This is a genomic window from Rikenella microfusus DSM 15922 (assembly GCF_000427365.1).
GTDB lineage: Bacteria > Bacteroidota > Bacteroidia > Bacteroidales > Rikenellaceae > Rikenella > Rikenella microfusus.
Genome location: NZ_KE386488.1, coordinates 1,243,454 through 1,257,342 on the forward strand (window position 1 = coordinate 1,243,454; position 13,889 = coordinate 1,257,342).

A 13,889-nucleotide genomic window follows, 5' to 3' on the forward strand; every position below is an offset into this window, starting at 1 on the left:
CAGATACATGTACAGTCTTGGGCCAGGCGTGCACGGTTGTGTGTATCGAATACGATCGATTCCTGTTTTCGTCCGGTCGCCGCCGGTGGCGACGGAATCAGCGCGCCACGTCGGCGTAATAACGGATAACGGGCGTTTCCGACCCGCCGTCCAACACCACGGCGATAAGGTCTATCGCGATTTCTCCGTCGAGTTTTCCGGCGGCCATATACCTTTCGGCGGCCCGGATCATTCGCTGCGCTTTCGCGGGGGTGACGGCCGCTTCGGGGCGGCGATCCGGACCGGGGGCGGCCGTTCGCGTCTTCACTTCGACGAAATGATACACGCCGTCGGGCGACAGGGCCACGATGTCGATGTCGGTCTTCAATCCGTGCGGCGTCCCGTCCCGCCAGCGCCGCGCCGCTATGCTCCACCCCCAGGCGGACAGATAGGCCGCCGCCAGCTCTTCGCCCTGCATTCCGATGTCGATACGGCCCGTCATCTCCGCGGCGCGTTATTTTTTGAGCGCGGCCCGGGCCGCCCCGATAATTTTACAGATACTCATGGCGAAATGGGTGAACAGGATCCGCGGGTTCCCGTTCTGGCGGATCTGGGCCAGCAGCAGTTCGAATTCCGCCACGAAAGCCTCCACCGTAACGTGGGACACATACGGCGCGAAATTGCGGCAGAACTGTTCCCGCGCCGGATCGGTGTACGCGATGCGCTCCATACCGATCCCCGTCAGGTAGCACTCCCGGACGATGCCCAGCGCCGCCGTGCAGAACTGTTTCTGCGCTTCGCGCCCCAGCGGGGCCATCTCCTCCGCCCACTCGAAAAGCGCCAGGTATTTCTGCTGGTAACAGAGCCGCATCAGGCGGATAAACCGATCCTGATGGTCGGCGTCCGCCGTATTTTCCTGCCGCGCCATGCGCAGGGCCGTTCCCCAGCTGCCCTGAGCCAGATGTGCGATCCATTCCGCCCGGTCGGGGGCTATCCCCTCCCGTGCGGCCAGCTCCCGCGCCACGATGTCGTCGGGTACGCCCGGCAGCGAGACGATCTGCGTGCGCGATCGGATCGTGGCGATGATTTTTTCGGGTTCGGCGCTGACGAAAAGGAACAGCGTTTTGTCCGGCGGTTCTTCGACCAGTTTCAGGAGCGTGTTGGCCGCCGCTTCGTGCAGCCGTTCCGGGAGCCAGACGATCACGGTCTTATATCCTCCCTCGAACGATTTGAATCCCATCTGGCGCACCAGTTCGTTCGCGTCGTTCTTGTTGATGATCCCCTGCTGGTTTTCAATGCCCAGTTCGGCGTACCACTCCTGTTCGGTCAGGTAGCCGCCCGTCCGGGGGATGACGCGCCGCCAGAGGTGCAGGAACTGCTCGCTGCGCGGCTTGTCGTCCGCCCGTCCCGTCGCCACCGCCTCTTTCGAGGTATTGACCGGATAGACGTAATGGCAGTCGGGATGTTCCATGCGCTGCATCCGGTAACATTCCGGACACTCGCCGCATGAATCCCCGTCGGTGCGGTTGCGGCAATTGACGTACTGGGCGTAGGCCAGCGCCAAAGGCAAGGCCCCCGTCCCTTCGCCGCCCGCGAAAAGCATGGCGTGGCTGATACGTCCGCCCCGTACCGTTTCGCACAGACGACGTTTGATATCTTCCTGTCCTATGATGTCCTTAAACTGCATTGGCGGGTGTCGCGCCGCGAAAAAGCGGGACGGCGACTGACGAAGATACGGAAATTTTGCATACCTTCGCCAATCGCGGGGAAGTCGGAAAACAAATCATATACAGTCAGAACCATGAGAATAGCAGAGTTGCTCGCCAGCGGCGAGCGTAACGTCGAAGTAGTGGCCAAAGGATGGGTACGCACCAAGCGCGGCAACAAAAACGTGGCGTTCATCGCCCTGAACGACGGCTCGACTATCCATAATATCCAGGTGGTGGCCGAGACCGCCGCTTTCGACGAAGCGTTGCTCAAAAGCGTCACCACCGGCGCCTGCCTGAAGGTAACCGGCACGCTGGTCGATTCGCCCGCGTCGGGCCAGCCGGTCGAAATCCAGGCCCGGACGATCGAAATCTACGGCGGCGCCGATCCGGAGACCTATCCGTTGCAGAAAAAGGGACACACGCTCGAATTCCTGCGCGAGATCGCCCACCTGCGTCCGCGCACCAATACGTTCGGGGCGGTGTTCCGCATCCGGCACGCGATGGCCTACGCCATACACAAATATTTCAACGACCGGGGTTTCGTTTACTGGAACTCTCCGCTCATTACCGGTTCGGACGCCGAAGGAGCGGGGGCGATGTTCCAGGTAACGACGCTCGACGTGGCCAATCCGCCGCGCAAAGAGGACGGCAGCGTGGATTACGCGCAGGACTTTTTCGGCCGCTCCACGAACCTCACCGTCTCCGGACAGCTCGAAGGCGAGCTGGCGGCGATGTCGCTGGGGTTGATCTATACGTTCGGCCCGACTTTCCGGGCCGAAAACTCCAATACTCCGCGCCACCTGGCGGAATTCTGGATGGTAGAGCCGGAAATGGCCTTCTACGAGATCGGGGAGAACATGGACTTGGCCGAGGATTTCATCAAATATCTGGTGAATTATGCGCTGGAAAATTGTGCGGACGATCTGGCGTTTCTCGAAAAGATGTATGACAAGGAGCTGACCGAACGGCTCCGTTTCGTGATCGCCAACGATTTCGTGCGGCTGGGCTATACGGAAGGGGTTAAAATCTTGGAAGAGGCGCGGGACAAGAAGGGCGTGAAGTTCGAATTCCCGGTATTCTGGGGAGCCGACCTCGCCTCGGAACACGAACGTTACCTCGTGGAACAGCATTTCAAACGCCCGGTGATCCTGACCGACTACCCGAAGGAGATCAAGGCGTTTTACATGAAACAGAACGACGACGGCAAAACGGTACGGGCGATGGACGTGCTTTTCCCGAAGATCGGCGAGATTATCGGCGGGTCGGAACGCGAAGCCGATTACGACAAACTGGTGGCCCGTATGCAGGAAGTGGGCGTCCCGGTCGAATCGATGCAGTGGTACCTCGATACGCGCCGTTTCGGGAGCGCGCCGCACAGCGGTTTCGGACTGGGCTTCGAACGACTGGTGCTCTTCGTGACCGGAATGACCAATATCCGGGATGTAATTCCGTTCCCGCGCACGCCGAAAAATGCGGAATTCTAAAAGCGGACCTGAAATATTAGCTGTACAGTCTATTACGGCCGGAGCCAGCGAGGGTAAAGCCGCAGTAGGTTGCGCCCGTTAATTTTACTTCGCTCGTTTCTCTCCTCGCCGCTCGGTCATTCGTGCAACCGCCGCTGCCGGTGAGAGCAGTGCAAGTTAGCTTAAGCACTGCCGAACGGCGAGGAGGAAAGCGAAGCCGACCCCGGCGCCGCTCGGTACTCGAGTCCGGGCTGTAAGTACCCTATTCTCCGCAGACTGCGGCCCTATAAGAAACCGTACTTTTAATTTGTAGATTCAAGCCCGGAGCCAGCGGAGGCGAAACAAGCGCAGCGCAGTTGCAGGCCGCCGCCCGGGGTGGCTCCGGCCCGCCCGCTATCGCGGTACTTTTGAATAACCCTACGGTTTTTATTGATGCGATTCTTCAGAATCGCCGGTTTTGGCGCCCAAGCGGCTCTGCCGCTTCGGGAGGTGGGCGCAAAGCCGAATGGATAAAGCATTTTAATCGTACTTTTAATTTGCAGATTCAGGCTCGGAGCCATCTCCGGCGAGCCGACGCTGCCGGCGAGAGCCATCGGGGTTGGCTTCGCCTTCTTCCTCGCCGTTCGGCAGTGCTTAAGCTAACTTGCACTGCTCTCACCGGCAGCGTCGGTTGCACGAATGACCGAGCGGCGAGGAGAGAAACGAGCGAAGCGAAGTTAACGGCTGCAACCTGCGGTCTTGTCTTCGCTGGCTCCGTGCTTGGAAAACTATATCCGCGGGTAGCCGGATAACCATAGGGTTAATATACTATTTCCGCCGATAATGGTGTTTGTTTTTCTTCGTCCACCTGTACCGTGAAGCACAGACTCTGCCATACGCGCAAGGCCGGGCGGAGAAACCGCCGCCCGGTCCTGCGCGTCCCCGCCCCGCTCCCGAGACGGAACAGAGCAAAAAATCCTTACCTTAGCCCCGGAATCGGACCGCCGCAAGGCGGGAAAACAGTCCGGAGCATTGAAATCGAAAGAAACCCTATACCGCTGGTTCACGAGGCTCACCAAACGCCTCTCCGAACGGCAGCTCATCATGATCCTGGCCGTGGTGGTCGGCGTGGCTGCCGGCGTCGCCGGGCATCTGCTGCGCGGCTGCATCCACCTGATCAAGCAGGGGCTGACCTCGTGGGCCGACATCGAAGCGGCCAACGTCCTCTACTTCCTTTACCCGATGGTCGGGATAGCCGTCACCGTGCTGTTCGTCACCTACTGGGTCAAGGACGACATCTCGCACGGAGTGACGCGTATTTTTTACGCCATATCGCGCAAAGAATCGCGCATCAAGCCGCACAACTGTTACACCTCGCTCCTCGCCAGCTCCGCCACGATCGGTTTCGGCGGCTCCGTGGGGGCCGAGGCGCCGATCGTGCTGACCGGCGCGGCTATCGGTTCCACCGTGGGACAATTCCTGAGGCTGAATTACAAACACATCACCTTACTCCTGGGCTGCGGAGCCGGCGCCGCCATCGCCGCGGTTTACAAGGCCCCGATCGCCGGGTTCGTCTTCGTGATCGAAGTGCTGATGCTGGAGCTGACCTTCACCAGCGTGGTGCCGCTGATCCTGGCCTCGGTCGCTGCGGCGACCACCACCTACCTGTTGGTGGATATGCAGCCGTTCTTCGCGGGCGTCAGCCCCTCGTTCGCCCTGCGGGACATCCCGTTCTACGCCCTGCTGGGCATTGCGGGAGGCTGCGTTTCCTATTTTTTCGCTAACACTTCGATGCGGCTCGAAGGACGGATCAAAAGCATCCGCAAGAAACGCTACCGGGTACTGGTCGGCGGATTGATCCTCGGCGCGCTGATTTTCGTATTCCCGCCGCTCTACGGCGAAGGCTACGAAATCATTACCGACCTGATGACGGGACGGCAGGCCGCGATTTTCGACCAGTCGCTGTTCTACGAATGGCGCGACGCCTTCTGGATGATCCTGCTCTATGTGGCGGGTATCCTGGTGTTCAAGGTGGTCGCCATGACCCTGACCAACGCGTCGGGAGGCGTGGGGGGGACTTTCGCGCCGTCGCTGTTCGTCGGGGCGATCATGGGCTACCTATTCGCCATCGTCTGCAACCGATTTCTGGGCACGCAGCTTCCGTTGGCCGGTTTCACGCTGGTGGGCATGGCCACCGTTATGGGAGGCGTGATGAAAGCCCCGATCACCTCGATGTTCCTGGTGGCGGAGCTGACCGGCGGGTTCGCCCTGTTCCTCCCGCTGATGCTGGCGTCGGCGATTTCGTTCGCCGTAAGCTACTATTTCGAACCGTATTCGATCTATACCAAACGTCTGGCGGCACGAGGCGAGCTGCTCACGCACAACAAGGACGAGAACGCCATGCAGTTTCTCAAAACCCGGTCGCTGATCGAATACGACTTCGAAACGGTGCCCCTCGACGGAAAGTTGCGGCACGTGATCCGCGCCGTGGAACATACCAGACGGAACGTTTTTCCCGTTGTAAATAACCGGGGCGAACTGATGGGGGTCATCACGATGGACGATATCCGGGCGGATATGTTCGACCGGGACAAATACGGAACGCCGCTGACGCGGTATATGTCGAAAGCCCCGGAACGGATCCATCCGGACGAACCGATCCGCAGCGTAATGGAAAAGTTCGAACAGACGCGGGCCTGGAACCTGCCGGTCGTCGATGAAGGCGGCCATTATTTGGGTTTCGTTTCGAAATCGAAACTGCTGACAGCTTACCGCGAGCAGCTGACCCACATGAGCGACGAATAGCACCTTGTCGGAGTTCGGCACCGAATTTGCCAAAATGAAATTAACAACTCAAAACCAGATGATTATGAAAAAACTATTGATGGCGGCCGTTGCCGCCCTGATGTTCACCGGAGCGGCGATCGCCCAGACCGGCACCAGGTTTACCGAGGACACTTTCGTGAACGTGCAGAAAGCGGCCGAACAGGCGAAAAAACCGATCTTCGTGGATATTTACACCACCTGGTGCGGGCCGTGCAAATACCTGGCGAACAATATCTTCCCGACGCAGGTCGTAGGCGATTACATGAACGCCACGTTCGTAAACGCGAAATTCGACGCCGAAAAGGGCGAAGGCATCGAGCTGGCCAAGAAATACGCCGTGAAAGGCTATCCGACCATGCTGATCCTCGACAGCAAAGGCGAAGAGCTGGGCCGCCTGGTGGGGTCGAGCCGCACCCCGGAAGATTTCGTCCAGCGTCTGAAAGACGAAATGGCCAAAATCGAGAAAAAGTAACGTCCGTCTGACGTTATTTCTAAGGTGAGCGTATCTTTTCCGGAATCGAACAGGGCCGCGATCTCCCCGACCGGCCCTACGCCGCCGCCTGAATAAGGTTCCCCAGACTCGGACAAAAGCCCCGTCGGAACGGCTCCGACAGGGAGGCTCGCAGGAAAAGCCAAAACAGGCTGAAAATTAGGTAGGGGGGTAGACGCAGGGTAATTATATATATTTACGTACGGTTAAAGTATTTTACCCTTCGGCTTTGTACCCATCCCCCGAAGTCGCAAAGCCGGCGATTCTGAAGAATCGCATAACCTGCAAACTATGCGTTAATCTTATCTGCCGGAGCCAGCGCGGACTGTTTGCAGGCCTGCGCCGGGGGTGGCTCCGGCCTGACTAAGGGAAAACATTGCAATTATAAAGTACTCCCGGCTTCTTACATTGGTGTCGAAGTACGGGTAAAGGCTGCCGACCCGGGAATGTGCGATTTCCCGATCCGACGATAGTCGGGAGCGGGGAATCGCACATTCCCGGCGGGTTTTTATCTCCTTTTGGGGGCACGCAACCGACGGCGGCAGCCGAGCGCCATCGGGGTTGGCTTCGCCTTTTTCCTCGCCTTTCGGCAGTGCTTAAGCCGGCTTGCGCTGCTCTCACTGGCAGCGTCGGGTGCACGAATGGCCGAGCGGTGAGGAAGAACCGGGCAACGTACCGAGGTTAAAGACCGCAGACGGTCTTTGGCGAGGAAGCCGCCGGCAAACCGTAGGTAAAAAAGGAGATGCCTCGCCGGCATAAGGCGTTTGGAAAAATCGGGCCCCGCGGCATAAGCGGGTGAAGAAAAGACAACCGCTCGTCGGCGACAGACAATATAATTAACCCTACGGTTTTCATTCAGGTTTCCGCGTCAGCGGGCGGGCCGGACGCCTCCCCATCGGGAGGCCCGCTCGCTCGCACAGCTCGTTCCCGTTCCCGTTCCCTGCAGGCTGCGCCCCATTACAAAGAAACGTACGGTTAATCGTCCGCATAGCGGTCAGCCCGAACTGACGCAGCAGCCGAGCGCCATTGGGGTTGGCTTCGCCTTTTTCCTCGCCTTTCGGCAGTGCTTAAGCCGGTTTGCGCTGCTCTCACTGGCAGCGTCGGGTGCACGAATGGCCGAGCGGTGAGGAAGAACCGGGCAACGTACCGAGGTCAAAGACCGCAGACGGTCTTTGGCGAGGAAGCCGCCAGGCAAAACGGGCATAGCGAAGTTAATTCCTGTAATTCGCAAAGCTCGTTTGGCCCTCGCTGGCTCCGGCCTTAAATTAAGGATCCCGAACCGGAAAATTCAGCCCGGTCGTTCTGTAAAGAAACCCTACGGGAATATCCCGGATCCGGTAAGAAAAAACGACGATTATACTGTCCGCAGGTATTTTTCGTAGATGCTTTTACGCAGTTCGTTCAGCGAACCCAGCCGCTGCATGATCTCCTGCGCCTCCTCCATCGTATCGATTCCCAGCAGCTCTTTCTGGAGCGAGGCAATGATCGAGCTGACCACTTTCGATTTGTAGATCGTGATCGCTTTCGGGATCGCTTCGCCCAGCCGTTCGCGTTCCGTCGAGACCCGGATTTCGTACCGTTCCCACATCCGGCTCGGCGCATAAGTCTCTTCTTCCGTCAGCAAGTCCACCGCCAGCGCCGCCACCTCCGGCGAGGGATGGTTGATGAAATGATTGGCCGGCGGCGCACCGTGTTCCCGGTACTCCTGCACATACTCTTCGTAGATCCGGCGGCAAAGCGGATTGTGCATCTCGATACGGTCCATCTCCAAGTCGCCGATGATCGTTTCCGCCACGCTCAGCGAAACGATCTCCGTAGGCGACATCTCGAAATCGAAATTCTCGCCCCCGTATTTGAGCAGATACCCCACCAGCTCCCGTTCCAACCGGTCCAGCTCCCGGTTCAGCCCCTGTTCCGCGAAACTCAGCTTCGGGGCCAGATCGATCGGGGCCGCAGGTTCGGTCAGCGGAGCGTCCGGGGAGTAGGCCGGCGCCGCATTCGGGTCGGCCTCGTGCCGCCGGAGGAACTGCTCTTTGCGATGGGCGTTTTCCATCGCCTCGCGCCCGGCCTGTCCGTCCACCATCGTCACCCGCTTTTTAGCCACCTCGCGGATGAGTATATCTTCGTCGATTTCGAGTTTCTGGGCGCACTCCCGGATAAAGACCGACCGCGTGATCGCCTCCGGAATCGTGGCGATCGACTCCACGACGCTGGTGATGACCTCGGCCCGTTTGATCGGATCTTCGGCCGCGTCGCCCAACAGGATGCGGGTCTTGAACGAGATGAAATCCTCTTCGTGTTCCTCGATGTAGGCCTGCAATTCGGTCGCGTTATGCGATTTGGCGAACGAGTCGGGGTCTTCGCCGTCCGGCAGCAGGACGCACCGCACCGTCAGCCCTTCGCGAAGAATCATGTCGATTCCGCGCATCGAAGCCTTGATGCCCGCCGCGTCGCCGTCGTAGATGACCGTCACGTTTTTGGTGAACCGCTTGATGAGCTTGATCTGCTCGACGGTCAGCGACGTCCCCGACGAGGCTACGACATTCTCCACGCCCGACTGGTGCATCTGGAGTACATCGGTATAGCCTTCGACCAGAATGCAGCGGTTGAACTGGGTGATGGCCTTCTTGGCGAAGTAGATCCCGTAAAGGGTGTTGCTCTTGTGGTAGATCTCGCTTTCTGGCGAGTTGAGGTATTTGGCTACTTTCTTGTCGGTACGCAGGGTGCGCCCCCCGAAGGCGATTACGCGGCCCGAAAGCGAATGGACGGGAAACATCACGCGGCCGCAGAAACGGTCGTAGTATCCCCCGCCGTTCTGCGCTTCGCGTTTGATGGTCAGGCCGGTGCCGACGAGGAACTGCTCCCGGTACCCTTCGGCCAGCGCGGTCTGCGTCATGGCGTCGCCTTTGGTCGGGCAGTAACCGAGCTGGAATTTGGCGATGGTGGCGTCGGTGAATCCGCGTTCGCGGAAGTAACCGACACCGACGCTCTGGCCCTCCTGCGTCTTGAGCTGTTCGACGAAGTATTGGTTGGCCCACGAGGTGACGACCATCATGCTCTCCCGGTCGTCGTTGCGCTGCCTCTCTTCAGGGGTCTGCTCCTTCTCTTTGACTTCGATGCCGTATTTTTTGGCCACCCATTTCAGGGCCTCGACGTAGCTCAGCCCTTCGTGCTCCATCACGAAACTGATGGCGTTGCCCCCTTTGCCGCACCCGAAGCATTTGTACAGCCCTTTGGAGGGAGAGACTACGAACGAAGGAGTTTTTTCGTTATGGAACGGACAGCAAGCCTGGTAATTGACCCCCTTTTTCTTGAGGGTCACGAAGTCGCTCACCACCTCCACGATGTCGGCGGCTGCGAATATACGGTCCACGGTCTGACGGTCGATCATAACGGAGGCAAAGTTACGTTTTTAATCGTTCGGTCGGAGCGACCCGGCCGTTCTGGGGTTGTTCGTCGAAAAAAGCCTTTCCGGACATGCCGGAAAGGCTTTCAGAATGAATCGCTATATGCGTTGGTGACTCTATGCGATTTTACTCAAACCCCATTTCGGCTCCGCGCCGGACGGTATAAGGCGATGCAAATCCGGGCAAAAGACCCGGAGGATCCGACGCGAGCCGAAAGAACCATGCCGTGTAAAATAAGTTTCCGCCCCTGCCATCGAGGAAACTTATTTTAACTGTACGATTAAACATAAATTTGGGCGGTGCGCAGCCTCCCGTAACGGAGACCCGGTGCCGCACGGATTTCCCGAGGATGAGGCCGGCCTGTCCGTGGCGCCGAACTATAAACCTGCAATTATTTGCGGCTGCTGTCGAACGTCGCCACCTTACGATGCGGCCGTGACCGAAACCGCGAACCGCAGCGCGTTCGGTTTGCCCGTTCCGGCGACCGGTTCAGGCTCAGCCGCGACCGACCATGTTTCCGAAAAATCGCAAGACCGTAATCTCAAGTAATACGACGATCTTACCCGAAACCGGTTAATGATTTTACCCGATCCCGGATACTCCTGCCGGGGTCTTTTCCGCCCAGGGGAATGGGTGCGGGCCGAAAAAATATCGAAATGCATGCGTACCGATATAACGGGGCGAAATATTCAACCTCTAAGGGTTTCCGACTGAATGCGGACCGGGACCGGTTTCCCCGGTCGTATCGTCCCGCTTCGGGAAAGATGCCCCTTCCCGCGTCAAACCGTTTATCGGGGCAGGAAAGCCGAAAAGAGATCGGTATGCGCCCAAAGATAATAGCAAAGATAGCCTAACGCCGCAAGGACGACTAATACGGCGAAAACGGAGAGCGTATAGTTATGCGGATTTTTGCCTTTCGGTCTTCTCCGCGGCGGTCGGCGGCGACCGCCGTACGCCGGATACCCCGGTTGCGGGCCGGGCATCGGCCGCCGGGCGGGGGAAGGCACCACTAACGGCTCGGCCGGCAGCGGATTGAGCATTTCCAACAACTCCGGATCGGCGAAAAATTCGAATCCCCGTTCCGGATCGGCCTGTATCGTACCGATACCTTCCAGAAACAGGGAACCGGCCGGGAGGCCGTTCACGGCGGCCTGCGCGTAAGTCCCCTCCAGCCATTCCCGGCACATTTCTTCCGCGATGGAGGCATCGACCGACAGTTCCGCGGCCACGAGGCTCGTCAGGGGCAGGTCGCCCGCCTCCGAAGCTACCAGTTCCGGCATCCGGCGCGGCGGATCGAGCCGCTGGCCGGAGAGAAAGCGGGCGCCGCTGCGGACCGTGTGCAACGTGCCGATTCCTTCGACGGCGACGGGGGAACGGTGCTGCAACAGGGCGCGGCGGAGTATGGCGGAGACGGTGTGCATCGGTCAGCGGAGGCTTCGGATCGTTCGTTCGATCACCGCCGGGAAGTGGCGGTGTTCCAATACGTGGATTTTGGCAGCCAGCGACTCCGGCGTGTCGTCGGGAGCGACCGGCACCGTAGCCTGGAACAGGGTGTCGCCGCTGTCGTAACGCTCATTGACCAGGTGGATGGTGATGCCCGACTCCTTTTCGCCCGCCTCGATCACCGCCCGGTGCACATGCTCGCCGTACATGCCCTTGCCGCCGAACTTGGGCAGCAGCGCCGGATGGATATTTACGATCCGCCCCGCATAACCCGCCGTGAGGAAAGCGGGCACGAGCCAAAGAAAACCCGCCAGCACGATGAAATCGATGCGGTGTTCCCGCAGCAGACGGGCCACCCGGCCCGCCGGATCCAGAAATTCGTCCCGCGAAAAAACCGCCGTCGGCACCCCGAACCGTTCCGCGCGTTTGAGCGCATAGGCGTCCCCGCGGTTGGAAAGCAGCAGCGCCACCCGGCCGCAGGAAGAATCCGAGAAATGGTTCATGATCGCTTCCGCATTGGTCCCCGAACCCGACGCGAATATGGCTATATTGGTCATAATGAATCTCTTGCAGTTAAAACGGCAAATAAAAGTACAAAAAAAACCGGCTCGGCACCCGACTTTGAGAAAAAAACTATACTTTTGCCCTGAATTGGGTAATTGCGTTGATCCAGAAAACGAATACGATAACAATTGTCAAACTCTAAATCAAGAACGTTATGTCAGACATCTCTTCAAAAGTAGTCGAAATCATCGTTGACAAACTCGGTGTGGACGCTTCGGAAGCAGTACCTACCGCCAGCTTCACCAACGACCTGGGCGCAGACTCGCTGGATACCGTGGAACTGATCATGGAATTCGAAAAGGAATTCGAAATCTCGATCCCGGACGAAGACGCCGAAAAGATCGCTACCGTAGGCGATGCCATCACTTATATCGAAGGCAAGAAGAACTAAGCGGCCGATACGATCGTACTTAGCATAAGACTGTTTCGGACACTTTAGAAATATTGCGTTCGGAACAGTTTCTGTTATAACGGGGCTACGGAAAGAGAAACCCGTTTCACCGACGTGAAGGGCGTCCGCCCGCACCGCCTGCGGCGGCAGGCCCGGCCGGCCATACCAACCAATCATAAATCCTTATGAAATTGAGAAGAGTAGTAGTAACGGGTATCGGGACCATCAACCCCCTGGGAAACAATATCGAACAATACTTCGAAAACCTCGAAAAAGGCGTAAGCGGAGCGACCCCGATTACCCATTTCGACGCTTCGAAATTCAAGACGCAGTTCGCCTGCGAAGTCAAAGGATTCGATCCGAACGAACACTTCGACCGCAAGGAAGCGCGTAAATACGACCGTTTTACGCAGTTCGCGCTGGTGGCCGCGAAACAGGCCGTGCAGGACGCCGGGCTGACGGATGCGGAAGAAGGGATCGCCGAGGGCATCGACAAAGACCGCGTCGGCGTCGTGTGGGCATCCGGCATTGGCGGTATCGAGACTTTTTTCAACGAAGTGACCAACTTCGCCAAAGGGGACGGGACGCCCAAATACAACCCCTTCTTCATCCCCAAGATGATCGCGGACATCGCCGCGGGGCACATCTCCATGAAATACGGGTTCCGCGGGCCGAACTACTGCACCGTTTCGGCCTGTTCATCCTCCAACCACGCATTCATCGACGCCTTGAACCTCATCCGCTGGGGCAAGGCCGACATCATAGTATCGGGCGGTTCCGAAGCCGCCGTCAATCCGGCCGGCATCGGCGGGTTCAACGCCATGCAGGCCCTCTCCACCCGCAACGACGACCCGGCTACGGCCTCGCGGCCCTATGACACCGGCCGCGACGGCTTCGTGATGGGCGAAGGCGCCGGCGCGCTCGTCCTCGAAGAATACGAACACGCCAAGGCACGCGGGGCGAAAATCTACGCCGAAGTGGTCGGCGGCGGCATGAGCGCCGACGCATACCACCTCACCGCTCCCGACCCCCAGGGCGCCGGTGCGGCCCGGGCCATGCAGGAAGCCCTGAAAGACGCCGGGCTGAAACCGGAAGATGTGGACTATATCAATACTCACGGTACCTCGACCCCGGCCGGCGACATCCCCGAACTGACCGGTATTCAGTCCGTGTTCGGCGACCACATCTACAAGGTGAACATCAGTTCGACCAAATCGATGACCGGCCACCTGCTGGGCGGCGCAGCCGCCGTGGAAGCGCTGGCCTGCATCATGGCCATCGATCGGGGGATCGTTCCGCCGACCATCAACGTGACCGAACGCGACCCGCAGATCGACGAGCGCATCAACCTCACCCTCGGCACGGCTCAGAAGCGCGACATCGACTGCGCCCTGAGCAATACTTTCGGTTTCGGGGGGCACAACTCGACCGTGATTTTCAAAAAGGTTCAGTAACCGCCGGCCGCTGAACAATCGGATATCCGGGCCGTTACACGCAATCGTGGAACGGCCCTTTTCATTCCGGGACGTTATGCTCCGCCTCTCCCTCCGGCAGCCGCCGGCTGCCGGGAAACCGGGGACGCCCGGTGCACCCGGCCGCACGACCCGACATTACGATTCCGCTCACACTACACGTTCC

11 protein-coding genes are annotated in these 13,889 nt (G+C 59.0%); 5 read left to right on the forward strand and 6 right to left on the reverse strand.

Annotation, left to right across the window (positions count from 1 at the left end; translation table 11 throughout):
- Window positions 1-97: 97 nt before the first annotated feature.
- Both RIKMI_RS13255 and RIKMI_RS0106310 read right to left on the reverse strand, forming a co-directional pair.
- Complete coding sequence (locus RIKMI_RS13255) at window positions 98-481, reverse strand: YraN family protein (protein WP_051214392.1); 384 nt, start codon at window positions 479-481, stop codon at window positions 98-100.
- Between the two features lie 12 nt (window positions 482-493).
- Entirely contained in the window at window positions 494-1,666 is a 1,173-nt protein-coding gene (locus RIKMI_RS0106310) for a DNA polymerase III subunit (RefSeq protein WP_027290910.1), read from the reverse strand.
- Between the two features lie 114 nt (window positions 1,667-1,780).
- On the opposite strand from RIKMI_RS0106310, the gene asnS reads away from it, so the two are divergent.
- On the forward strand, window positions 1,781-3,172 hold the full coding sequence (asnS, locus tag RIKMI_RS0106315) for an asparagine--tRNA ligase (RefSeq protein WP_027290911.1): 1,392 nt from the start codon (window positions 1,781-1,783) through the stop codon (window positions 3,170-3,172).
- A 281-nt stretch (window positions 3,173-3,453) separates the two neighbouring features.
- Here asnS and RIKMI_RS0106320 read toward each other — a convergent pair whose 3' ends face one another.
- Window positions 3,454-3,744 (reverse strand): hypothetical protein, encoded by a 291-nt coding sequence (locus tag RIKMI_RS0106320; RefSeq protein WP_027290912.1) that lies wholly within the window; start codon window positions 3,742-3,744, stop codon window positions 3,454-3,456.
- Window positions 3,745-4,162: 418 nt separating this feature from the next.
- Here RIKMI_RS0106320 and RIKMI_RS0106325 point away from each other — a divergent pair, with 418 nt between their 5' ends.
- A complete protein-coding gene (locus RIKMI_RS0106325) occupies window positions 4,163-5,935 on the forward strand; it encodes a chloride channel protein (RefSeq protein WP_027290913.1) in 1,773 nt (590 codons plus the stop codon).
- 64 nt (window positions 5,936-5,999) lie between these two features.
- A complete protein-coding gene (locus tag RIKMI_RS0106330; RefSeq protein WP_027290914.1) occupies window positions 6,000-6,428 on the forward strand; it encodes a thioredoxin family protein in 429 nt (142 codons plus the stop codon).
- A 1,372-nt stretch (window positions 6,429-7,800) separates the two neighbouring features.
- Here the strand turns inward: RIKMI_RS0106330 and dnaG are convergent.
- The 3 genes from dnaG to purN all read right to left on the reverse strand — a co-directional run bounded on the left by dnaG (window position 7,801) and on the right by purN (window position 11,853).
- The gene (gene dnaG, locus RIKMI_RS0106335; RefSeq protein ID WP_027290915.1) at window positions 7,801-9,837 is read right to left on the reverse strand and encodes a DNA primase; all 2,037 of its coding nucleotides are present in this window, start codon (window positions 9,835-9,837) and stop codon (window positions 7,801-7,803) included.
- Between the two features lie 804 nt (window positions 9,838-10,641).
- Window positions 10,642-11,274 (reverse strand): hypothetical protein, encoded by a 633-nt coding sequence (locus tag RIKMI_RS0106345; protein WP_027290916.1) that lies wholly within the window; start codon window positions 11,272-11,274, stop codon window positions 10,642-10,644.
- Window positions 11,275-11,277: 3 nt separating this feature from the next.
- Window positions 11,278-11,853, reverse strand: a complete 576-nt coding sequence (gene purN, locus RIKMI_RS0106350) for a phosphoribosylglycinamide formyltransferase (RefSeq protein WP_027290917.1) — start codon at window positions 11,851-11,853, stop codon at window positions 11,278-11,280.
- Window positions 11,854-12,014: 161 nt separating this feature from the next.
- Between purN and RIKMI_RS0106355 the strand changes: the two genes are divergently transcribed.
- Window positions 12,015-12,251 carry an acyl carrier protein gene (locus tag RIKMI_RS0106355; RefSeq protein ID WP_027290918.1) on the forward strand — a complete coding sequence of 79 codons (237 nt, stop codon included), beginning with the start codon at window positions 12,015-12,017 and terminating at the stop codon, window positions 12,249-12,251.
- A gap of 185 nt (window positions 12,252-12,436) precedes the next feature.
- Window positions 12,437-13,705 carry a beta-ketoacyl-ACP synthase II gene (gene fabF, locus RIKMI_RS0106360; protein ID WP_027290919.1) on the forward strand — a complete coding sequence of 423 codons (1,269 nt, stop codon included), beginning with the start codon at window positions 12,437-12,439 and terminating at the stop codon, window positions 13,703-13,705.
- Window positions 13,706-13,889: the final 184 nt, after the last annotated feature.